The sequence below is a fragment of the Arthrobacter sp. Br18 genome (assembly GCF_000520555.1).
In the GTDB taxonomy this organism is placed as follows: domain Bacteria; phylum Actinomycetota; class Actinomycetes; order Actinomycetales; family Micrococcaceae; genus Arthrobacter_D.
This window is the reverse complement of sequence record NZ_KI914896.1, coordinates 14,080-34,742: the sequence shown is the minus strand read 5'-3', so window position 1 is coordinate 34,742 and position 20,663 is coordinate 14,080. Positions and strand designations below refer to the sequence as shown.

Here is a 20,663-nt window from a genome sequence, read left to right as displayed (position 1 = left end):
AGTCCCCGAGGACTTTGCGCACAGCTAAATTTAGTTCCACGCCATCTACGTAAATGAAGTGAGAGAGATGACTGCCCAGACTGTTGAACACGGTACGGACTCAGTTGCCCCCGGCGCTACCGGCCGTATTGCACGCGTCATTGGCCCGGTTGTCGACGTCGAGTTTCCGGCTGACGCAATCCCCGCAATGTACAACGCGCTCACCACTGAGGTAACCCTCAATGGGGTAACGCGCCTGATCACGTTCGAAACAGCGCAGCACCTCGGGGACAACCTCGTGCGCGCCATCTCGCTGCAGGCCACCGACGGCCTCGTCCGCGGCACGGTTGTCCAGGACACCGGTTCGGCGATTACCGTTCCCGTGGGCGATATCGTCAAGGGCCACATCTTCAACGTCCTGGGCAAGCCGCTCGACGTCGAGGAATCAACGCTCGAGATCACGGAACGGTGGCCGATCCACCGCAAGCCACCAAGCTTCGCGTCCCTCGAGGGCTCCACGGAGATGCTCGAGACCGGCATCAAGGTCATCGACCTCCTCACCCCCTACATCAAGGGTGGAAAGATCGGTCTCTTCGGCGGCGCCGGCGTCGGCAAGACCGTGCTGATCCAGGAAATGATCACCCGTGTCGCGCGCAACTTCGGCGGCACCTCGGTGTTCGCCGGCGTGGGCGAGCGGACCCGTGAAGGAAACGACCTCTGGGTCGAGATGGAAGAGGCCGGCGTCCTGAAGGACACCGCCCTGGTGTTCGGCCAGATGGACGAGCCACCGGGAACGCGCCTCCGCGTGGCGCTCTCGGCGCTCACCATGGCGGAGTACTTCCGCGATGTCCAGAACCAGGACGTACTGCTCTTCATCGACAATATCTACCGTTTCACCCAGGCCGGCTCCGAGGTGTCGACCCTGCTGGGCCGCATGCCTTCCGCCGTGGGCTACCAGCCCAACCTGGCTGACGAGATGGGCCTGCTCCAGGAGCGCATCACCTCGACGAAGGGCCACTCGATCACCTCGATGCAGGCCATCTACGTTCCGGCCGATGACTACACCGACCCGGCTCCCGCCACGACGTTCGCACACCTGGACGCCACCACCGAGCTTTCCCGTGAGATCGCCTCACGTGGACTGTACCCGGCCGTGGATCCGCTGACGTCGACCTCGCGCATCCTCGACCCGCAGTACATCGGTCACGATCACTACAACACGGCCGTGCGCGTCAAGCAGATCCTGCAGAAGAACAAGGAACTGCAGGACATCATCGCCATCCTCGGCATCGACGAGCTGGGCGAGGAGGACAAGGTCGTGGTGGCCCGCGCACGGCGCATCCAGCAGTTCCTGTCGCAGAACACCTACACCGCGAAGCAGTTCACGGGCGTCGAAGGCTCCACGGTGAGCATCAAGGACACCATCGAGGGCTTCTCGGCGATCTGCAACGGCGATCTGGACCACATCGCCGAGCAGGCGTTCTTCAACATCGGGGGGCTCGACGACGTCGAGCGCCAGTGGGCGAACATCCAGAAGCAGACCGGAAAGTAAGTACCATGGCCGCCAACGCAGAGCTAGAGGTAGAGATCGTCGCAGCGGACCACTTCGTGTGGTCCGGCGCGGCAACGATGGTCAGGGCGCGCACCAGCGACGGCGAGATCGGTATCCTTCCCGGCCACTCGCCGGTGCTGGCCATCCTTGAGGAGGGCGAACTCGTCATCCAGCCGGTGAGCGGAGAGCGCATCGTCGTGGGCGTCGACGGAGGATTCTTCTCCGTGGACAGCAACCGCGTGGTGATTGTCGCCGACAACGCCAGGATCGGCGGTTCGGTGACCGCGGAAGCGCGCTGACGTTTCCTCCGATGGACGGTCTGGGCCTGGTCTTCATCCTTCTCGCAGCCGTCTTCGTGCTGGTGGTCCTGGCCATCGCCGCATTCCTGGTGCGCCGGTACCAGCTGGGCCGCAGGCTCGGAACCTTTGACGCCTCCATCCGCCTTTCCCCCCGGGGCTGGCGGATGGGGGTTTGTCGTTATACCGATATGCACCTGGAGTGGCTCAGTATGCTGTCCCTGAGCCCTCTGCCGCGGTACCGCTACCTCCGCAGTTCGATAGAGCTCCAGGGGTGGCGCCAGCCCACGGAAACCGAAACGGTCCGTATCCAGCCGCGGGCCGTGATCGTCACCCTGAAGTACGAGGACCAGGAATTCGAGCTGGCGATGAAGTACGACGCCTATTCGGGGCTGTCGTCCTGGATCGAGGCCGGTCCGGTCATCGGTATCGGCACCTGGCGCTGAGCCCCGCCAGTTCAGGTTGAGCTCGGATCTGGTGCGGGTTCAATCCTCTCCAGTGCCGGACCGGCCCGGCCCTGATCCAACGCAGCTCCGGGCTGACCAGGCTCCGGTCCGACCCAGCTCTGATCCGGCCCGGCCCTGATCCAACGCAGCTCCGGTCCAGCTCCAACCCGGGCTCAGCTCAGTACGCTCGGTTCCCGCCCGGAGCGGCGAGCCACACCCCGCATCGCAGGACGCCGAGCACCTCGAACTCCGACGACACGATGAGGGCGTCGGCGCGGAGGCCGGGGCGCAGCGAGCCCACCTCATCCGAGAGTCCCAGCACACCGGCAGGAACGCACGTCGCCGACCGCACCGCGTCCACCAGCTGTACACCGGCTTCCACCGCGCAGCGGACCACATCGATGAGTGTTCCGTTGCCGCCGGCCAGCGCACCGGTGTCCGAGAGGATGGCGGCGCCGTCCTCGATATGGATCTCGGTGCGGCCCAGCCGGAAGTTTCCCGACGTCCGCCCGGCCCCCGCTGTCGAATCGCTCACCAGGCACACGTTCTCCGGCCCCGCCATGAGGAAGGCCATCCGTACGGTGTCGGGATGCAGGTGGATGTTGTCGGCGATGAGCTCGACCGCAAGCTCGCCGGTACGTGCCCGCTCCAGCAGGAGCGGCACCGGCCCGGGGGAGCGGTGATGGACGGCAGGCATGGCATTGAACAGGTGGGTGGCCGTCGGCCGGCCCTGGAAGCCATCGAATCCGGTGGCATCGAGTTCTTCGATGATCAGGTCAAGGGCCGCAGCGGTCTGCGCGGCGGTGGCGTCGGTGTGGCCGATCGAGGGAATGACGCCGTGGGTCACCAGTTCGTAGACCAGCAGTTCGGCGCCCTCGAGTTCCGGCGCATAGGTCATGGAGAGCAGGTGGCCGCCGGCGGCGTCGATCAGGCGGTCGACGTCGTCCTGGTCGGGGGAGCGCAGATAGGACGGGTCGTGCGCCCCGCACCGCTCGGGTGAGAGGAAAGGGCCCTCGGAGTGGATGCCGGCAATCAACCCCTCCTCGGCAAGCCGGGCCAGGAGCGTGAAGGCCTGGACGAGGTCGGTCAGTGGCACGGAGCAGGTGCTGGCGAGCGTCGTCGTGGTCCCTCGCCGGTGGAGAAAGTCCACCGCCGCCCGAGCCTGATCCTCGTTCCCCGAGGTGAAGTCCCCTCCTCCTCCGCCGTGGCAGTGCAGATCGACCAGTCCCGGGAGGATGAGCGCGCCGGGCGGAAGCGTGGACCCCAATGCTCCCGCCGGATCGTCGGACCGGTCCGCGGCGCCGGCACGGGTGATGCGTTCACCGTCCCAAGCGAGGACTGCATCCTCGATGATCTCGGTCTCGGTGACCATCCGGCCCGTGATGAAGCTGCCTGTGCCCTGGTGGTTGGCCATTCCCCGATTGTATGTGACGGGTGCCAGCGGCTCAGAACAGCCGGGACTCCACGTCATCCACGCCGCGCATGGCGTCGTAGTCCAGGGTGAGGCAGGCTATTCCGCGGTCGACAGCGAGGACGCGCGCCTGCGGCTTGATCTGCTGCGCGGCGAAGACCCCACGGACCGGGGATAGCAGGGGATCGCGGTTGAGGAGTTCAAGATACCGGGTCAGCTGCTCGACCCCGTCGATATCCCCGCGGCGCTTGAGTTCGACGGCGACGGTGGCTCCGGCGGCGTCGCGGGCCAGGATGTCGACCGGCCCGATCGCCGTTCCATACTCGCGGCGGATCAGCGAATACCCCGGGCCCAGGAGCGTGATCTGTTCGGCAAGCAGACGCTGCAGGTCCGCTTCGACGCCGTCCTTCACCAGCCCCGGGTCGACACCGAGATCGTGGGAGGACTCATGGAGCTGTTCGCGGATGTTGATGACCAGCTTGTCGTCGCTCTTGCCGTGCTGCACCGTCCAGACTTCGGTGATGCCGTCGGCGACGTCCGCCTCGTCGGGAGCGGTGATGCGCAGCGTCGCAGGGGGGCTCATCCAGTTCAGCGGCTTGTAGGAGCCGCCGTCCGAATGCACCAGGACGGAGCCGTCGGCCTTCACCAGGAGCAGGCGGGTGGCGAGCGGCAGGTGGGCGCGAAGGCGTCCGACGTAGTCGACGGAGCAGCGGGCTATTACTAAACGCACACTCCGAACCTTACCGTTTCGGCGGGAGGGCTCCGGTCAGGCAAACTGGTACGGTGCCCCGTTCCAACCGACCCAGCCGTCCCGTTGGCGGCGCGCGGAGCAAATGGGCTCCGCCGCCGGAACTGGACCTCGAGCGTGCGCGGTCGGGCTTCCCGACCCACGAGAGCGCGCCCGACGGCGAATGGTCGGTGCGGCGCATCACGGAGCGCAGCGCGGCCAAGGAGTACACCTGCCCCGGCTGCCACTCAGGAATCCCTGCCGGACTGGCCCACCTCGTGGTGTGGCGCGAGGACTCGCTGCTGGGTGCACAGACCGCGCTGGCAGACCGGCGCCACTGGCACGTGCAGTGCTGGCGGACGCGCAGCTACCGGTACTGAGCCCGACGGATCCACCCCACGTCCTGCCCCTCTAGACTGGGGAAATGGCGAGCGACCCCGACTACACCTTCAGTACCAGCAGCGAACCGGTCGAGATCCGGGCAGCGACAGTGCTTCCCGCGGACCGGCGGAACATCGAGCTCACCACGGCGGACGGACTGACGCTGGTGGGCGAGTTCGCCTCACCGAAGGACCGCGCGCCGGCCGCGACCCTGATCACCCTCCACCCGCTGCCCACCCACGGCGGCTTCATGGATTCCCACGTCTACCGCAAGGCATCCTTCCGCCTGCCCGCCCTGGCGGATATCGCGGTGCTCCGTTTCAATACGCGGGGCACGTCGTCCCCCCGCGGCACCAGTGACGGTGAGTTCGACGGCGGGGAGTCGGAGCGCCACGATCTCGAGGCCGCGGTCCGGTGGGCCGCCGACGAGGGCCTGACCAACATCTGGCTGGTCGGCTGGTCCTTCGGCACCGAACTGTGCCTCAAGTACGGCGCCCTGGATCCGGTGGCCGAGCTCATCGAGGGAGCCATCCTGCTCTCGCCGCCGCTGCACCGCGCCGACGACGACGACCTCGCCGCCTGGGCGGCGGCGGGCCTGCCGCTGAAGGTCCTGATCCCCGAACACGATGACTACCTCCGGCCCCCGGAAGCCCTCGAGCGGTTCGCGGGAGTACCGCAGGCGGAGCTCATCCCGGTGGACGGCGCCAAGCACCTCTGGGTCGGGGAGAAGTACGCCGCGCGCGTGCTGAACGAGATCGCCGACGTCGTGCTTCCTGCCCCGGTGTCTCCGCTGCCCACCCGGTGGGAGGGGCCGGCCGCGACGGCGCCGTGAGTTACTGGCTGTCCTGGCGGGCGATGAAGACTTCCTTGAGCAGCAGCATGACGGCCGCCGCGGTGGGAATGGCGATCAGCGCACCGAGAACCCCCAGCAGGCTCCCTCCCGCAATGACCGCGATCACCGCGACGGATCCCGGTACCGCCACGGCGCGCTGCATGATGCGCGGGGAGATGAAGTACGCCTCGAACTGCAGGTACGCGAGGTAGGGAACGGCGAAGAGCAGTGCCGTCTCCCATCCGACGGTCAGCGCCACGAGGGTCACCAGCGCGGCCGCGATCAACGCGCCGACCAGGGGGATGAAGGCGAGCAGCACGACGACGAACGCGAGCAGCACCGTGAACGGAACGCCTGCCACGCTCATGAAGATGAAGGCGAACAGCCCGTTCAGGAGGGCCACACAGGCCTGGCCTATCACGTAGAGGCCGACGCTGCGGGTGATCTCCTCGGCAAGCATCTCCACGCGCACCCGGCGTGAACGGGGGGCCAGCCGGTAGGCCCACTTCTTCATGGTCGGGAGCGACGACAGGAAGTACAGGGTCAGGACGAGCACCACCAGCGTTCCGAACAGGCTGTTCACGATCACCGTGCCCACCCCCAGCACCCCGCCGAAGATTCCGCCGACCGCTTCACTGTTGGCGAAGAACCGGTTGATCTCATCCGAGACGCGGTCGCGCACCTGGAACTGCGCATCGACCGTGGTGAAGAACTCCGAGTTGAGGAAGTCGTTGGCATACCCCGGCGCCCGTTCACCGATCTGCGACGTCTGGGAAACGATGGTGGGGATCAGGGTTGCGAAGAATCCGCCCACGATTCCAGCCAGTACCAACAGGGCCAGCGCGATGCCCGCGGGCCGGGGCACGCCCTTGGTGTTGAGCCAGCGCACGATCGGTTCGAGGCCGAGCGCAATGAACAGCGCCACGCCGATCCACAGCAGCAGCTGCGTCACGTTGGTGATGATGAAGAACGCGAGCAGCGCGAGGCCCACACCGACACTCACCATGAAGCCGAAGTGGATGGGGTGCTGGCGCATCGAGCGTGGGTAGGATCCGCCGAACTTCAGGCGTTCGTCGGTCAGCTGCACCGACGGGTCGACCGCCACGGGATCAGGGTCGCGCTCGGGGGGGAACTCGAAACGCGGGCGCGGCTGTGCTCCCGGCAGCGGTCTGCGGATCCGCGCGCCCCATCTGCGGAGGACTGACGCCCCGGATGCCCCGGACGCCCGAGGAGGCTCCGGCAGGGCGGCCGGCTCGGCGTCGGACATCTCAGGGCCGGGCCCGCGGGCATCGGGTGCCGGGTTGCCCGACGGCCTCGGCAGCGGCTCGCTGACCGGGACATCCTGATGATCTGTCACGCTGGGCTCTGCTTTCGCTTTTGGCGGTGCCTCGACCGCTGGTGGGACAGACGAAACACTAACAGCCGGAGGTGCCCAAGGGGCCACTGTTCGTTACAGTTGGGTGTGCGTTTCAAACTTGTGGCGCCGACTGTTACCGGGGTTCAGGAAAGGCAGAAAAGTGTCCATACCAGCACAGCGGGGCGCAGTGCCGCCGTCGTCGATGAACCTGCGGGGGGCCGTCGATCTCTCCGCCCTCAAGGCACGGGCCGACGCCGCCGCACGGCCTGCTCCGAGCGAGGCCGCCCCTGCGGCGCAAAGCCCCTACATCGTGGCGGTGACGGAGCAGACCTTCCCGCAGCTCGTCCAGCTCTCGGCGCAGGTACCGGTGATCGTGGACTTCCGCGCCTCCTGGAGCGAGCAGTCAGCGCAGGTGAGCGCCGCGCTGGAGGCTGTGGTACTCGAACTCGATGGCCGGGTGCTCCTGGCGCATACCGACCTCGAGTCGCAGCCGCAGATCGCGCAGGCCTTCCAGGTCTCGGCCGCGCCCACCGTGGTGGCCGTGGTGAAGGGCCAGCCGGTACCGTTGTTCGAGGGGACGATGCCTGAACCGCAGCTTCGGGCCCTGATCGATGAACTGCTGAAGGTGGCCGAGGCGAACGGGGTCACCGGAACACTCAACGACGCCGCAGCGCCCTCCCCGGACGCGGAACCGACCGAACCGGCGCTGCCTCCCCTGCACCAGGAAGCCTTCGAGGCCATCGAGGCGGGCGACTACGCGGCAGCCGCCGCGGCGTACCGCAAAGCCCTGGCCGAGCAGCCCGCAGATACCGACGCCAAAGCGGGCCTCGCGCAGGTGGACCTGATGCAGCGGCTGGACAGCGCGGACGCTGCGGAGCTCCGACAGGCCGGTGCAGACCAGCCCGACAACGTTCCCGCACAGCTGGCCGTGGCCGATCTGGACATCACGGGCGGGCATGTGGAGGATGCCTTTGCCCGCGTGGTGGCCCTCGTCGCCCGCAGCGGAGGCGAGGAGAAGGAAACAGCGCGGAAGCGCCTGCTGGAGCTGTTCGACGTCGTCGGCACGTCCGATCCGCGCGTCACCAAGGCGCGCAGTGCCCTCGCGCGCGCGCTCTTCTGACAGTAGCCTTTGGGCATGAGCTCCCAGCTGCCTCCGCCGACAGATCCGCCGCCGGCTCACCGGCCGGAAGCGGTTGCGCTCTCCCTCCGGGGGCTGGCCAAACGGTTCGGCTCGAAGATAGCCGTCAACGGCATCAGTCTCGATGTTCCGGCGGGCTCCTTCTATGGCCTCGTCGGGCCGAACGGTGCCGGAAAAACCACCACACTCTCGATGGCGACAGGACTCCTGCGTCCTGACTTCGGGCAGGCCCTGGTGCACGGCGTGGACGTGTGGAGGAGCCCGCTCGAGGCAAAGAGGCTCCTGGGGATCCTCCCCGACGGGGTGCGGCTGTTCGACCGGCTGACCGGCGAGCAGCTCGTCAGCTACGCAGGGCTCCTGCGGGGCATGGACAGGAGCGTGGTCGCCGGACGGGTGCAGGACCTCCTGCGCGCGCTCGATCTCGCCGGCGACGCCGGCACGCTGGTGGTCGACTACTCCGCGGGAATGACCAAGAAGATCGCCCTGGCTTCGGCCCTGATCCATGCACCCAGGCTGCTGGTGCTCGACGAGCCGTTCGAATCCGTGGATCCTGTCTCGGCAGCCAACATCCGGGACATCCTGAAGAGTTATGTGGCCTCCGGGGGAACGGTGATCGTCTCGAGCCACGTGATGGATCTGGTGCAGCGCGTGTGCGACCACGTGGCGGTGATCGCTGCCGGAACCGTGCTCGCTGCGGGAACGGTGGATGAGGTCCGCGGCAACGGAAGCCTTGAGGACCGCTTCGTCGAACTGGTGGGAGGACGCAGCACTGCGGAGGGTCTTTCATGGTTGCGGACCTCGTAAGGCTGAAACTCACCCTGCTGCGCAACTCGCTGAGGCGAAGCACCGGCCAGCTGATCGGCCTGATCCTCGGCGGCCTCTACGGCCTTGGAGTCCTGGGGTTCCTCACCGTGGGCCTGGTGCTGCTCGGTACGGCGGACCCCCACCTGATCCGCTCGGTACTCGTGATCGGCGGATCGGCGGCGGTACTGGGCTGGATGGTGATTCCGGTCGCTGCAGCCGGCATCGATATGACCCTGGATCCGGCCCGTTTCGTGACGTTCGCCGTGCCCATGAGACAGCTCCTGGCAGGCCTTACTCTGGGAGGCCTGCTGGGGGTTCCCGGCGTCGTCACCCTGGTGGCGGCCCTGACCCAGACCGCCACCTGGATCCGGTATCCGGCAGCCGCCGTCGTCGCACCCGTCTGCGGGCTGCTGGCGGTGGTGCTGTGCGTCGTCGCCTCACGTCTCGTCACGACGGCGATCTCGGCGCTTGCCGGAACGCGGAGGTTCAAGGATGTCAGCGGGATCGTGACGATCATCCCGCTGGTGCTCCTCGGGCCCATCATCGGCGGCATCACCGCGGGTTTCCAGAATTCTCCGGACTTTGCAGTGGTTCTCGCCGACGTCCTCGCGTGGACGCCCCTGGGAGCACTCTGGGCGGTTCCGGCAGATATCGCCCTCGGAAATTCCTTGCAGGCACTGCTCCACTTTTTGGTGGGAGTGGCCAGCATCGTGCTGTGCCTGTGGCTCTGGTCCGCCAGTCTCGGCCGGGCCCTGGTCACGCCGGCCTATAACTCCGTGACGAGGAAGAGTGGGGGCAACCTGGGATGGTTCGGCAGGCTGCCCGCCACGCCGTCCGCGGCGGTTGCGGCACGGTCGCTGACCTATTGGGTGCGGGATCCCCGCTATTCCGCGTCGCTGCTGACGGTTCCCCTCATAGCAGTTGTCCTCTACTTCAGCGGCTCCCAGGCGGACAGTCTCGCCGCGTTCAACTTCGTGGGTCCCATTACCGCTTTCCTGCTGGTCTGGTCCATCTCGGCGGATATCTCCTACGACAACACCGCGTTCTGGCTCCACCTGTCGACGGGGGTCAGCGGGCGGGCCGACCGGGCCGGCCGGGCGGGAGGGCTTCTGCTGTTCGGCGTTCCGCTTGCGCTGGTCTTCACCGTGGTGCCGCTGGTGATCACCGGAAGCCTGGAGCACCTTCCCGTGATGCTGGGCCTGTCCGCCGGTCTGCTCCTGACCGGCACAGGGCTCTCCTCGGTGGTCTCGGCACGCTATACCTACAACGTGCCGCTTCCCGGCGAAAGTCCGTTCAGGACGCCGCCCGGCACGAACTTCGCGATGTTCGGCATCCAGTTCGTCGGATGGCTCGTGCTGCTGGCGCTCGCGCTGCCGGAGATTCTCCTGGCAGTCGCATACTTCATCACCGGGAATGCACTGTTCGGCTGGCTGAGCCTTGCCGCAGGAATAGCTCTCGGTGCCGCAGCACTGGTGCTCGGGATCCGGGTGGGGGGCCGCTGGTATGACACGAGGGGCCCGGAACTGCTGCAGGCGGTGTCCGTCAACAAGTAGGCACCACCGCGAAGCCGGCACGACCGGATTCCGGCAGTTCCGGGGTGTGCAAAAGTCCTGTGAGCATCGTCGGACGATAGACTGGATCCATGAGTATGCCCTCAGATCCCTTTGACAATGATCCGCTGGACACCCCCGGAACGGGAGGTTCGACGGCCACCATCGAGCGCGAGGAAGTGCGCGAAGAGGTCGAACCCGGTGACCGTGAACGGTTTGCGCACTATGTGCGCAAGGAAAAGATCATGGAGTCGGCTTTCAGCGGGGAGCCGGTCATTGCCCTGTGCGGCAAGGTATGGACCCCGGGGCGCGATCCGGAGAAGTTTCCCGTCTGTCCCGAATGCAAGGACATCTATAACGGGTTGCGTCCAGGAAAGGACGATCCGAAAAAGTAGGGCCGCACTTGATGATCTGTCGCCCCAGCCGCGATGAATAAGGCTCCCCGGCCGGGTCGTTCCGTGGGCGCCATGTCGAAAGAGCTGCGCCCCCTGACGGTCGGCATTCTCGCCATCATCACCTGTGCCGCCTTCGAAGCGATGGCAGTGGTCACAGCGATGCCCTCCGTCGCAAGGGAACTGCAGGGGGAGGCCAGCTATGGCCTGGCGTTCTCCATGTACCTGACGGCGTCGCTGCTCGGAACGGTCCTCGCGGGGTCGTGGTGTGACCGCCGGGGTCCGCGTCCGGCGCTGGGTGTCGGCATGGTCCTCATGATCCTCGGCCTGCTGGCCGCCGGTGCTGCTCCCGCTTTCTGGCTCGTCACCGTGGGGCGGGCCATCTCCGGTCTGGGAGGCGGGTTCATGATCGTGGCACTCTACGTGGTCATTGCCCGCGCATTTCCCCGCCACCTCCAGCCCGTGGTGTTCGGCTGGTTGTCCGCCGCGTGGGTACTGCCCGCACTGGTGGGCCCGTTGGTGGCCGGCATCGTTGCCGAGAACCTGGGGTGGCGCTGGGTGTTCCTCGGCGTGGCCCCCATCGTGCTGGCGGCTGTCCTCATCGTGTGGCCGAAAACGGCGACGCTCGGCGCGGCCGGAAGCGACGGCGGGACCGGCAATACCGGATCGGACCCTGCCGGATCTGGCGGTGCCGGATCGGGCGGTGCCAAGACGGACCCTGCCGGAACCGGCAATACCGGAGCCGGCCCAACCGGTTCAAGCACAGACGAGGCTGCGTCCGCGCGTTCGCGGGCGCTGCGGGGCATCGGTCTTGCGGGGGGCGTTTTCGCCGCGCAGTGGGCTCTCAGCAGGCTTGCCGCTGATGGCAGCGGCAGCACCATGTCCACAATTGCGTTCATCCTGCTCGCCGTAGCGGGACTGATCGCAGTTTTCCTGACATTGCCCGGACTGCTTCCTCCGGGGACGCTGAGACTCGCGAAGGGGCTGCCGGGCATCATCGCCACGCGGGGCTTCGTCAACGTGGCGTTCTTCGGCGCAGAGGCCTTCATTCCGCTCATGCTCGTCTCCGCACGGGGCTTCGATGCTGCGACAGCAGGCCTTGCCCTCAGTGCCGGTGCCCTCGGCTGGACCGGTGGATCCTTCCTGCAGGTCCGGGTGCGCTTCCGGCGTGAATGGTTGCTGGTTGCCGGATCAACCATCCTGTCCCTGTCGCTGGCGGGATTCGCCCTGGCGTCGTCAGTGGAGGCTCCGCTATGGCTGCTGGTCCTGGTATGGGCGTTCTCCGGATTCGCGATGGGCATGACACTCTCCAGTACGTCGGTGCTGGTGCTGAAGTTCTCCTCCGCCTCTGAGCAGGGACGAAACTCGGCATCACTGCAGATTTCCGACCAGCTGGGGGGAGTGGTGGGAACAGCCGGGGCGGGAGCCCTCTTCGCACTGTTGCGCGACCCGAGGGACCCGGGGCAGGTGTCGGTCTTTGTTGCGATCTGGCTGGCTCTGTGTGTGTTCGCCGCAGCAGGTATAGTTTCGGGTCTGAGAGGGGCGCAGTCCAGCGACGCCGACCCTTCGCGGAATCCCAAGAACGCAATGGAAGGTACTGTCCCGGCGTGAGTAATGACACCCTGTTCGGTGCCGGCGCAGCCCTGCCCCCCGCATATCCGGAGCGGGCTGCCTGGGGCACCGCTCCCAAGCTGCGGCAGTGGCAGAGCGAAGCACTCGAGAAGTACTTCACGGGATCGCCGCAGGACTTCCTGGCCGTGGCCACCCCCGGCGCCGGAAAAACCACCTTCGCCCTCCGCGTGGCAACGGAGCTGGTGGAGCGGGGCATCGTCAACCGGATCACCGTCGTGGCCCCCACGGACCACCTCAAGCGGCAGTGGGCCGACGCCGCAGCGCGGGTGGGACTTGCCATCGACCCCAACTTCAAGAATGCCGACGGCCGCCACGGCGGCAGCTTCATCGGGGTCGCCGTGACGTACGCCCAGGTCGCCAGCAAGCCCATGCTCCACCGCGCCAAGACCGAGGGCGCAAAGACCCTCGTGATCCTTGACGAGATCCACCACGGTGGGGACGCGCTGTCCTGGGGAGACGGCATCCGGGAGGCCTTCGAACCCGCCGTGCGCCGTCTCGCCCTGACCGGAACCCCGTTCCGGTCAGATACCGCGGCCATCCCCTTCGTCGAGTACGTGGAGGACGGCGACGGCATCCGGCGCTCCCGCTCCGACTACACCTACGGCTACGGCGAGGCGTTGCGCGACCACGTGGTGCGCCCGGTCATGTTCATGGCCTACTCCGGCCAGATGCGCTGGCGTACCAGCGCGGGCGAGGAGATGGCGGCGTCGCTCGGCGAGGCAGCAGTCACCAAGGACATCACCGCCCAGGCCTGGCGGACAGCGCTCAACCCATCGGGTGAATGGATCCCCGCAGTCCTTGCCGCCGCGGATCGGCGGCTCACCGAGGTGCGGCGTACCGTGCATGACGCCGGAGGCCTGGTCATTGCGACCGACCACGACGACGCCCGCGCCTACGCCGGGCAGCTCAAGAGGATCACCGGCGAGTCAGCCACGGTGATCCTCTCCGACGATGTCAAAGCCTCCTCCAAGATCGAGGAGTTCTCGGTGGGGGACAAGCGGTGGATGGTGGCGGTCCGGATGGTCTCCGAGGGCGTGGACGTGCCCCGACTGGCAGTTGGCGTGTATGCGACGTCGACGGCCACCCCGCTTTTTTTCGCACAGGCTGTCGGCCGCTACGTGCGTGCCCGGCGCCGGGGTGAGACAGCGTCGATCTTCCTGCCCTCCGTGCCCAACCTCATGGCCCTGGCCAACCAGCTCGAGCTCGAACGGGACCACGCCCTGGACCGCCCGGCCACAGGGGAGGAGGATGCCTTCGCACTGGAGGACAGCCTGATGGAGGCTGCGAATCGCGAGGAGAAGGCGTCGGATTCACTGACGAAGCAGAAGTTCGAGGCGCTCGAATCCCAGGCGTCCTTCGACCGCGTGCTGTTCGACGGCGGCGAGTTCGGAACCGGCGGAGAGATGGGAAGCGAGGATGAGCAGGACTTCCTCGGAATTCCCGGCCTGCTCGACGCCGACCAGGTAGGGCATCTGCTGCGCCAGCGCCAGCAGGAGCAGCAGTCGCGACGCCGGGGAAAGGCGGCCGGCGCTGCGCCGGCCGGGGCGTCCGCCACGGAGGCGGTGGTGGACCACCGGCAGCTCACGGAGCTCCGCGGTCAACTGGCCAAGAACGTCTCGGCGTGGTCTGCCCGCACGGGGACCCCGCACGGTATGGTCCATACCGAATTGCGGAAGGCGTGCGGTGGGCCGGCCGTCGCCCAGGCGAACGAGGATCAGCTCCAGCGCCGGCTGAAGAAACTGCAGGACTGGTTCATCGGACGCAAGTAGGTAGTGACGGGCTGTGACGCTCCCGCCTGTAGAACTGCCTTGACCCTGCCGCGACGTCAACCTTCGAGGTCGACTCTGGGAGCTGAATCCTCGAAGGAGTGGAAGAGTGCACGCCACCGGACAGCGAGCGCGCGCAGACGTTGGCGCAGCGCCATTCCGCGTGGCTTGCGTCAGTATCCGGCACGCCGATCGAACAGGGGCGAAGGACTAACTTCTGGGTCCGGGGGAGATGCACGTGGCCGACCCCCCGGTTCGGCGCGAACTACGGCGGAGAATCGGGGGCGGTCCTTGTTCGGGACGCCCTGTCCGTTCAGGCCGGGATCAATCTCTAGGCCGTTCCATCGCGCGATGTAGAGGTCGGGCCCCAGGTTTTATCGGTAGGATACTTTCCGCAGCCATCAGGGCCGGGTCACTCCAGGACATCGCGACGGAGGGTACCCATGCAGCGCTTCCAGCTGAAGCACTGGCTCAAGACAAGCCTCTGGGTCATCCCCGTCCTGTTCATCCTCGGCGGGATTTCGCTCTCCCTGATAACGACAGCCGTCGACCCTGAGGGTACCGTCATACCGCAGCAGGTCAGCGGGGATCCGACTGCCGCGATCCAGATCCTCCACCTCATCTCCTTTGCGATGTTGACCCTGACCGGTCTGGTGCTCTCCCTGCTGGTGTTGGTGGTGCAGCTGGCCATGGGCAGCTTCTCGCCCCGTATCGTGCGGCAGATTCTGCAGGACAGGCCCAGCCAGGCAGCGATTGGACTCTTCGCCGGCACCTTCACCCACTCCATGCTGTCCATGCGGGTGGTCCGGACGACGCCGGAGGGCGGAACGGTGCCCGGCCTCGCCGTCCTGATCGCCATCATCCTGGTGATCGGATGCATCGTCACCCTGGTCTGGTATCTGAACCATATCGGCCAGTCACTGCGCGTCGCGGCGCTGGTCGATTGGCTGGCCAAGGACACCATGGCCACGCTGCGTAACGTCTACCCGGACTCGGGCGACGGCCCCGAGGTGGCGAAGGACGTCATCGTTGCGACCCAGGGCGGCATCCTTTTCGATGTGGACCACGATGAACTCATCCAGCTGGCCACGGACGCTGACTGCCGCATCGACCTGCTGTGGGCGATCGGAGACTTCGTACCGACCAACGCCGCGCTGATCCGCATCATGGACGGGACGGCAGGCCTCTCACGGGCCAAGGTCTCTCGTGCCGTCGTACTTGGCCAGGAACGGACGATGAATCAGGACGTGGCGTACGGCATCCGGATGCTGGTCGATATCGCAGCCGGAGCACTGGCCTCCGGCCCGTTCGACGATCCGACGACTGCAGTACAGGCCATTGATCGGTTGCACGATATTCTGCGTCAGATCGTCCGCCGCCCCTTGCACTCGGGCGAGTTCACCGATCCGGAGGGCACACCGCGGCTCACTGTGCCGGTCCTGCAGTGGCACGGATTCGTCCGGCTCGCCTTCGATGAGATCCGAATCGCCGGCACCGAGTCACCCCAGGTGACACGGCGCCTCAACGCCGCCTTGACCGAGCTGCTCACAGTCGCCCCGTCGGACCGCCGGGCGCCCCTGGAACATCAGCGCGGCGGGCGTCTTCCCGAGGCCGGTCTAGCTCGCGGAGGCCAACTGCGCGGTGATCTGCGAGCCGGTCAGGGTGCATATCAGAGCGTGCGGTCCTTCAATCTCGGCGCCGGACTTGAGGTCCCGAAAGATTCGCAGACGCCCGCGCGGAGTCGGAACCTCGACGACGCGGCCCGTATCGGCAGAACTCGAACCAGGTACCTCCTGGACCTGCGGTGTTTCGAGGTACTTCTTCTTCAGCTGCACTGATGGAGCAATCAGGGCAAGCTGCCCATCAATCTCGTGAAACTGATCCGCCTGCGGCATGCCCCTGATGACCGCCTCCGTCATTGCAGTGACGTACACCGGGTCCGCCGGTCCGTCGTAGACCCAGCGTTGGCCCAGGACGGCATGATCCATCGTTCCGACAAGGTGGTCGTCCTTGCCGGTGAGCGGTGAATCCCGGTAGGTCAGTGGGACCTGGAAGAGCGCGTCGTCGACGGCGATGAGAAGGACCTCAATGCCGACCTCTCCGTCGGGATCATCGAAGCGGAAGGAACCCACCCGCTCCAGATGCTCCGCGCCTACGCCCGGGAACCACTGCTGTGCAGGGAGCCACTGGGCCAGAAGCTCCATCTTGGAGGGATGGAGGGATGGAGGGAAACCTCATAGATCAAAGCCATGAGCTCCAGCATAGGAGACCGGGAACGCAGTACCTGTCCACGACGCCCTCGAAATTCAGGCCGAAAAGAGCCGCCGAGCAGAAGCTCCACCCTAGGTGAGGTGATCGAAGTCGCCGCGTATCCAGGATATGTAGCGGTTGGCGGAGTAGCGCACCACACCGCGGGCATCAGCGGCGATGGCGCCGCCGACGTTGTCGTAGAGCCGGTCGAAGGAGAACACTCCGGCTGCTCGGGTGACCCGTTCCACCACTGCTGCTGACAGCGGAATGCGGTTGGGGTAGCTGCGCATGAACGTTACCGACGTTCGATCCGGATTGGCCTGGATCGTGTCCCCGGCCAGCAGCACTCCCTTTCCTCCGGCCCCGGACGCCCAATGTGCCACCGCGCTGCCGGGGAAGTGGCCGCCGAGCTGGGAGAGCGTGAGCCCGGGCAGGATCTCGAGCGTCCCTGACCATGGGTGGATCGCCGGGTCCGACCGCCGAACCCAGTGCAGGTCTGGTGCGGCGACGAGTACAGGTACACCGCCAAGTTTCCGGCTCCATTCCACCTGTACCCCGAACATGTGGGGATGACTCGCCACGATCCCAACTACCTCGCCAAGCTCGCGTACCTGCTGTACGACGCGGTCGTCGAGGTAACCGGGCGGGTCCCAGAGCAGATTCCCGGATTGGGTCCGCACCAGATGTGCATGCTGACCGATGCCGACTTTCGGCGCCACCGTGATACTGAACAGATCGGGTTCCAGTTCCGACACACGCGCTCGGTGCCCAGCCGCGGTCAACTCGGAGAGGGTGGTCCATCGTTGTCCGTCGGCGGGCACGTATTGCCGCTCGTCGGCACAGATGACGCATCCTTCGGCGTTGTCCTCGTGCTCGACAGCACAGGCTCGACAGATCCACATGGAGTTCGCCTTTCCTGCGGGGCGTCGGTGCGGGCTGCGGTACTGATCGCGTCTTCCCCATGGTATGGGTCAGGCCGCAAGGAGTCGCGGCTCGGACGTTGATCCCAGATGCTTCGCGGCAGCACGAACCACTGACCGCATCTCTCACCTTCCAACCGGACAAGCACCGGTAGCTTGCCGCAGGTGGTGAGGATGAAGCGACAGCCTAGCCAGATTTCCGCGCGACGAAGACGAGTTCGCGGCCAGGGCGGTCGGCTGCCTCGCGAACGCTTTCGACGTCGAATCCATGAGCGTTGAGGTCGTGCTCGACCTCATTCTGCTCCCGGAACCGCAGGGTCGAGTCCGATGTCAGTACCTGCCCGTCGGAGGCGAAGATGTAGGTCCAGCGGAAGCTGACAAGCGGCCAGGTTGCGTCGAGGAGTTCCACCCAGCTTTCGACGTCGCCGACGCCCTCAACGGCGGCTGTGCCACGTGATGCAGTTTCGGTCCATTCCTCCCATGCGCGCCGGGCAGGATCTCGGGTCTCGAAGACGAAGCGGCCCAGAGGTTTCACCGCGGCGCGGACGCCGTCCAAGGTTGCCGACCAGTCCTGCTCCTCTGTAATAGCTTGTGCCGCGTTGCCGGTCATCAGAACCAGATCAACCTGCATCGGCGGCAACGCCGTCGCGTTCCCGTGAATCCATCGGACGCCGGACCCGCCTGGTTTGGCGCGGGCTGCGGCGAGGGAACCGGCGGCAGGATCCACTCCAACGACGTCAATGCCGCGCTCGGCCAGTTGCAGGGCGAGCACCCCGGTGCCGCAGCCCAGATCCATGACCCTGCGGACGGCAAAGTCCTGCACCATGGCGAGGTATGGGTCGAGGTCGCTGCGGTCAGGGTCCATGGCGTCATAGATCGACACCAGCCGTGGATGTTCGAAGATCGGGTCAGCCATGGACAACGACGCTACCTCGTCGGGATCGAACCCGGACCTCGACAACAGGGCAGGAGTCGCCCTCGTCCCGCTGCGCGCGCTACCAGCGGCGGAACCTGCCCTCGGTGTTCAGCACCTGGCCGACCATCCACCTGCCCTCGTCGCTGATCAGCCAGGCGATGAGCCGTGCCGGATCGTCGGGTTCCCCGAAGCGTCCGGTCGGACAACGGGCAAGCGCTGAGGCAAGCGCATCAGCGGGCATTCCGGCCGTTTCCTCGAGATAGCCGGTATTGACCGGTCCCGGGTTCACGGTATTGAGGATGATGCCGCGGTCGATCAGGTCATTGGCCACGGATGAGGTGATCCCCGCCAGGGCCGCCTTCGATGTTGCATAGGCGATCTCGTCGCTCATCGGCCCCTGGAACTGGCCCGAGGTCAGCCAGATGACCCGGCCTCCCGGACGTCCGTCATGCTGGTCGGCAAATGCGCGCGTGGCCAGCAGGGTGGAACGGGTACTGACCTGCCAGTGCGCGTCGAGCGTTGCGGCCGTCATGGCAGCCAGGGGACCGTCGCCGCCGCTGCGGGCGTGGTTGCACACCAGGACATCCAGATGCCCGAAAGCGGCCTTCGCCGTGTCGATGAGCTGACGAGGGGCATCCTCCTGTGCGAAATCCAGTTCCGCGTCGGCGAGCCGGGCTCCTGCCGTAAGTTTGCCGTCCAGGCCCCCGAGAAGGTCGGGGACGTTCTCCGCGCCCCACGGCTGTTCCGCATCATGGGGTGAGTAGTGCTGCACGAAAAAGCTGGCCCCCATGCCCGCCAGCCTCTCGGCAATCGCGAAACTGATCCCCCTCCGGCGGCTCACCCCGGTGAGAACAGCAACACGGCCGGCCAGCGGCGGATCGGGCTCCGGGATCATGGGGCCATCCTAGAGAACCGGCGAGTCAGCCGGCTAGCGCAGCAGCTCCACGCCGGCAGCCTCCAGCTCGTCGAGGGTGTCTGCAGTGCGCTCCACGTCCACGCCACGCGTGAGCTGGGTGAGCAGCGACACCGTGTAGCCCGCCTGCAGCGCATCCAGCGCAGTTGCGCGTACACAGTGGTCGGCGGCCAGGCCGGCAATCACCACTTCCTCCACCTCGTGTTCGCGGAGCCAGTCGTCAAGGGTCAGGACGGGTTCGTCCGCCTCAGCCGCGGCACCGAGCTTCTGCTCGCCGCTCGGTACTTCATCGTCGGGCCCCTTGACGCCCTCGAACCCCGAGTAGGCGGCCTCGAACTGCCCCTTCCGAAAAACGGCGTCGATCCCCTCGGTGTCGAGGTCCGGGTGGAATTCCGCACCCCTGGTGCCTGCAACACAATGGACGGGCCAGGAGTCGACGTAGTCCGGGGTGTCGGAGAAGTGAGGCCCCGGGTCGACATGCCAGTCCTGCGTTGCCACCACATAGTCGTACGTGCCGGACTGCTCGTCCATATGGTCGCTGAGGTCTGCGGCGACGGTGGCGCCGCCGTCGACGGCGAGCGAACCTCCCTCGCAGAAGTCGTTCTGGACGTCGACGATTATCAGGGCGCGTGTCATGTCAGGTTCTCCTCGTATTCGGTGGGGATAACAGGTTCGCCACGCTGCAGGCGGCGGATGGCCCCTGGCAGTTCAGCGAGGGATTGCTGGTGGCATTCCGCAGCGCGTCGGACAGCATCGGGCCCCGTCCAACCGGGGAGCACCTCGCCGTCCCGGACGAGCTGGTGCAGGAGCGGGCGGTCGTTGCCGTCATCGTTCGGCCGCGTACCGATGCCGAGCACCTCGGCGGTGGCCCTGCCGTTCTCGTCGAGCCGGCGGAGCGCATACTTTCGGCCACCCACGGAGGCCTTGTTCTTCGCTGCCTTCGCCACGGCGATGAAGCGGCCCTCGTCATCCTGGCGGCTTACCAGCTTGTAGACCATGCCGGCGGTCGGCGCTCCCGAACCGGTGACGAGTGACGTTCCCACCCCGTAGGAGTCCACGGGGGCGGAGGCCAGGAGGCCGATCGCGAACTCATCGAGGTCGGAGGTGACCACGATCTTCGTGGTTGTGTTCCCGAGGTCATCGAGCAGTTCCCGCACCCAGCGGGCCTGCGCCACGAGGTCGCCCGAATCGAGGCGCACCGCACCGAGGTCGGGGCCCGCGACGTCGACGGCGGTCCGCACGCCCTGCTCGACGTCGTACGTGTCGACGAGCAGCGAGGTTCCCTTGCCGAGCGAGGCGACCTGCGCCTCGAAGGCCTCCCGCTCACTGTCGTGGAGGAGGGTGAAGGAATGGGCGGCGGTGCCCACGGTGGGGAGGCCGTACCGGCGGCCCGCCTCGAGG

Annotated in this window: 19 protein-coding genes and 2 pseudogenes; 12 read left to right on the top strand and 9 right to left on the bottom strand. The window is 66.6% G+C overall.

Translation table 11 applies throughout. The features are described 5' to 3' along the window. Positions 1-67: 67 nt before the first annotated feature. From atpD to Y704_RS0116800, 3 genes are read left to right on the top strand one after another with little or no spacing between them, the layout of a single operon-like run. On the top strand, positions 68-1,531 hold the full coding sequence (atpD, locus tag Y704_RS0116810) for a F0F1 ATP synthase subunit beta (RefSeq protein ID WP_026550967.1): 1,464 nt from the start codon (positions 68-70) through the stop codon (positions 1,529-1,531). Positions 1,532-1,536: 5 nt separating this feature from the next. Beyond that, the gene (locus Y704_RS0116805; RefSeq protein ID WP_026550966.1) at positions 1,537-1,830 is read left to right on the top strand and encodes a F0F1 ATP synthase subunit epsilon; all 294 of its coding nucleotides are present in this window, start codon (positions 1,537-1,539) and stop codon (positions 1,828-1,830) included. Between the two features lie 11 nt (positions 1,831-1,841). Further along, positions 1,842-2,273 carry a DUF2550 domain-containing protein gene (locus Y704_RS0116800; protein WP_026550965.1) on the top strand — a complete coding sequence of 144 codons (432 nt, stop codon included), beginning with the start codon at positions 1,842-1,844 and terminating at the stop codon, positions 2,271-2,273. 178 nt (positions 2,274-2,451) lie between these two features. On the opposite strand, the gene Y704_RS0116795 is transcribed toward Y704_RS0116800, so the two are convergent. Together Y704_RS0116795 and nucS are read right to left on the bottom strand one after the other, a co-directional pair. After that, a complete protein-coding gene (locus Y704_RS0116795) occupies positions 2,452-3,687 on the bottom strand; it encodes an N-acetylglucosamine-6-phosphate deacetylase (RefSeq protein WP_035773247.1) in 1,236 nt (411 codons plus the stop codon). 31 nt (positions 3,688-3,718) lie between these two features. Then, positions 3,719-4,414 (bottom strand): endonuclease NucS, encoded by a 696-nt coding sequence (gene nucS, locus Y704_RS0116790; RefSeq protein WP_026550963.1) that lies wholly within the window; start codon positions 4,412-4,414, stop codon positions 3,719-3,721. 53 nt (positions 4,415-4,467) lie between these two features. Between nucS and Y704_RS0116785 the strand changes: the two genes are divergently transcribed. After that, the gene (locus Y704_RS0116785) at positions 4,468-4,791 is read left to right on the top strand and encodes a hypothetical protein (protein ID WP_026550962.1); all 324 of its coding nucleotides are present in this window, start codon (positions 4,468-4,470) and stop codon (positions 4,789-4,791) included. Between the two features lie 44 nt (positions 4,792-4,835). Then, positions 4,836-5,624: an alpha/beta hydrolase gene (locus Y704_RS0116780; protein WP_026550961.1), complete on the top strand. Its 789-nt coding sequence runs from the start codon at positions 4,836-4,838 to the stop codon at positions 5,622-5,624. Position 5,625: 1 nt separating this feature from the next. On the opposite strand, the gene Y704_RS22260 is transcribed toward Y704_RS0116780, so the two are convergent. Then, positions 5,626-6,981: an AI-2E family transporter gene (locus Y704_RS22260; RefSeq protein ID WP_253904381.1), complete on the bottom strand. Its 1,356-nt coding sequence runs from the start codon at positions 6,979-6,981 to the stop codon at positions 5,626-5,628. A gap of 160 nt (positions 6,982-7,141) precedes the next feature. Here Y704_RS22260 and Y704_RS0116765 point away from each other — a divergent pair, with 160 nt between their 5' ends. The 7 genes from Y704_RS0116765 (at position 7,142) to Y704_RS25450 (ending at position 16,101) form a co-directional block, all read left to right on the top strand. Next, the gene (locus tag Y704_RS0116765; RefSeq protein WP_026550960.1) at positions 7,142-8,101 is read left to right on the top strand and encodes a tetratricopeptide repeat protein; all 960 of its coding nucleotides are present in this window, start codon (positions 7,142-7,144) and stop codon (positions 8,099-8,101) included. Positions 8,102-8,116: 15 nt separating this feature from the next. Next, positions 8,117-8,923: an ABC transporter ATP-binding protein gene (locus Y704_RS0116760; protein WP_026550959.1), complete on the top strand. Its 807-nt coding sequence runs from the start codon at positions 8,117-8,119 to the stop codon at positions 8,921-8,923. Continuing rightward, entirely contained in the window at positions 8,905-10,476 is a 1,572-nt protein-coding gene (locus tag Y704_RS0116755; RefSeq protein ID WP_026550958.1) for a hypothetical protein, read from the top strand. Before Y704_RS0116760 ends, Y704_RS0116755 begins: the two co-directional genes overlap by 19 nt. A gap of 89 nt (positions 10,477-10,565) precedes the next feature. After that, complete coding sequence (locus Y704_RS0116750) at positions 10,566-10,868, top strand: DUF3039 domain-containing protein (protein ID WP_026550957.1); 303 nt, start codon at positions 10,566-10,568, stop codon at positions 10,866-10,868. 72 nt (positions 10,869-10,940) lie between these two features. After that, positions 10,941-12,476 (top strand): MFS transporter, encoded by a 1,536-nt coding sequence (locus Y704_RS22255; RefSeq protein WP_051477304.1) that lies wholly within the window; start codon positions 10,941-10,943, stop codon positions 12,474-12,476. Next, positions 12,473-14,266, top strand: a complete 1,794-nt coding sequence (locus Y704_RS0116740) for a DEAD/DEAH box helicase (protein ID WP_026550956.1) — start codon at positions 12,473-12,475, stop codon at positions 14,264-14,266. The genes Y704_RS22255 and Y704_RS0116740 overlap by 4 nt, the downstream gene beginning before the upstream one ends. Before the next feature lie 440 nt (positions 14,267-14,706). Then, positions 14,707-16,101 carry a DUF2254 domain-containing protein gene (locus tag Y704_RS25450; RefSeq protein WP_051477302.1) on the top strand — a complete coding sequence of 465 codons (1,395 nt, stop codon included), beginning with the start codon at positions 14,707-14,709 and terminating at the stop codon, positions 16,099-16,101. Between the two features lie 111 nt (positions 16,102-16,212). Here Y704_RS25450 and Y704_RS25445 read toward each other — a convergent pair. From Y704_RS25445 to Y704_RS22245, 6 genes and pseudogenes are all read right to left on the bottom strand, one after another. Beyond that, positions 16,213-16,467 (bottom strand): annotated as a pseudogene (locus Y704_RS25445) (aminoglycoside phosphotransferase); the annotation flags it as partial. Between the two features lie 138 nt (positions 16,468-16,605). Further along, the gene (locus Y704_RS0116730; protein ID WP_026550955.1) at positions 16,606-17,415 is read right to left on the bottom strand and encodes an MBL fold metallo-hydrolase; all 810 of its coding nucleotides are present in this window, start codon (positions 17,413-17,415) and stop codon (positions 16,606-16,608) included. A 205-nt stretch (positions 17,416-17,620) separates the two neighbouring features. Continuing rightward, positions 17,621-18,349 carry a class I SAM-dependent methyltransferase gene (locus Y704_RS0116725; protein ID WP_026550954.1) on the bottom strand — a complete coding sequence of 243 codons (729 nt, stop codon included), beginning with the start codon at positions 18,347-18,349 and terminating at the stop codon, positions 17,621-17,623. A gap of 79 nt (positions 18,350-18,428) precedes the next feature. Further along, positions 18,429-19,244, bottom strand: a complete 816-nt coding sequence (locus Y704_RS0116720) for an SDR family oxidoreductase (RefSeq protein ID WP_026550953.1) — start codon at positions 19,242-19,244, stop codon at positions 18,429-18,431. A 33-nt stretch (positions 19,245-19,277) separates the two neighbouring features. Then, positions 19,278-19,898, bottom strand: coding sequence for an isochorismatase family protein (locus Y704_RS0116715; protein WP_026550952.1), 621 nt, complete (start codon positions 19,896-19,898; stop codon positions 19,278-19,280). After that, positions 19,895-20,663: pseudogene (locus tag Y704_RS22245) on the bottom strand (nicotinate phosphoribosyltransferase); the annotation flags it as partial. The pseudogene Y704_RS22245 and the gene Y704_RS0116715, both read right to left, overlap by 4 nt.

Coding starts and splice junctions, on each gene's coding strand:
- Y704_RS0116760 (WP_026550959.1), top strand. CDS start 8,117: ATGAGCTCCCAGCTGCCTCCGCCGACAGATCCGCCGCCGGCTCACCGG.
- Y704_RS0116800 (WP_026550965.1), top strand. CDS start 1,842: ATGGACGGTCTGGGCCTGGTCTTCATCCTTCTCGCAGCCGTCTTCGTG.
- Y704_RS25450 (WP_051477302.1), top strand. CDS start 14,707: ATGCAGCGCTTCCAGCTGAAGCACTGGCTCAAGACAAGCCTCTGGGTC.
- Y704_RS0116730 (WP_026550955.1), bottom strand. CDS start 17,415: ATGTGGATCTGTCGAGCCTGTGCTGTCGAGCACGAGGACAACGCCGAA.
- Y704_RS0116805 (WP_026550966.1), top strand. CDS start 1,537: ATGGCCGCCAACGCAGAGCTAGAGGTAGAGATCGTCGCAGCGGACCAC.
- Y704_RS0116780 (WP_026550961.1), top strand. CDS start 4,836: ATGGCGAGCGACCCCGACTACACCTTCAGTACCAGCAGCGAACCGGTC.
- Y704_RS0116750 (WP_026550957.1), top strand. CDS start 10,566: ATGAGTATGCCCTCAGATCCCTTTGACAATGATCCGCTGGACACCCCC.
- Y704_RS0116720 (WP_026550953.1), bottom strand. CDS start 19,244: ATGATCCCGGAGCCCGATCCGCCGCTGGCCGGCCGTGTTGCTGTTCTC.
- Y704_RS0116715 (WP_026550952.1), bottom strand. CDS start 19,898: ATGACACGCGCCCTGATAATCGTCGACGTCCAGAACGACTTCTGCGAG.
- Y704_RS0116795 (WP_035773247.1), bottom strand. CDS start 3,687: ATGGCCAACCACCAGGGCACAGGCAGCTTCATCACGGGCCGGATGGTC.
- Y704_RS0116725 (WP_026550954.1), bottom strand. CDS start 18,349: ATGGCTGACCCGATCTTCGAACATCCACGGCTGGTGTCGATCTATGAC.
- Y704_RS0116755 (WP_026550958.1), top strand. CDS start 8,905: ATGGTTGCGGACCTCGTAAGGCTGAAACTCACCCTGCTGCGCAACTCG.
- atpD (WP_026550967.1), top strand. CDS start 68: ATGACTGCCCAGACTGTTGAACACGGTACGGACTCAGTTGCCCCCGGC.
- Y704_RS22255 (WP_051477304.1), top strand. CDS start 10,941: ATGTCGAAAGAGCTGCGCCCCCTGACGGTCGGCATTCTCGCCATCATC.